Consider the following 260-nt stretch of genomic DNA (forward strand, 5'->3'; position numbering starts at 1 on the left):
TTCGACAAGGTGATCACCAACAAGAAGGACGTCCAGTCCCACATCACGGTGACCTCCAGCAGCGGCCAGAAGGTCGTCGGCCACTGGTTCGGCTCGCAGCGCCTGGACTTCCGTCCGGAGCAGTACTGGAAGGCCGGCTCCAAGGTCACGCTGAAGATCGACCTGGACGGGGTCAAGGGCGGCCAGGGCATCACCGGCGTGCAGTCCAAGACGGTGAACTTCACCGTCGGCCGCTCGCAGGTCTCCACCGTCGACATGAA

At 63.5% G+C, this 260-nt stretch carries 1 protein-coding gene; it reads left to right on the forward strand.

Annotated elements, in window-relative coordinates:
- Positions 1-260 (forward strand): Ig-like domain-containing protein (locus tag ADK86_RS19225; protein ID WP_234345930.1); only part of this gene is annotated, 260 nt, incomplete at both ends.

Source organism: Streptomyces sp. NRRL F-5755 (genome assembly GCF_001279365.1).
In the GTDB taxonomy this organism is placed as follows: Bacteria; Actinomycetota; Actinomycetes; order Streptomycetales; family Streptomycetaceae; genus Streptomyces; species Streptomyces rimosus.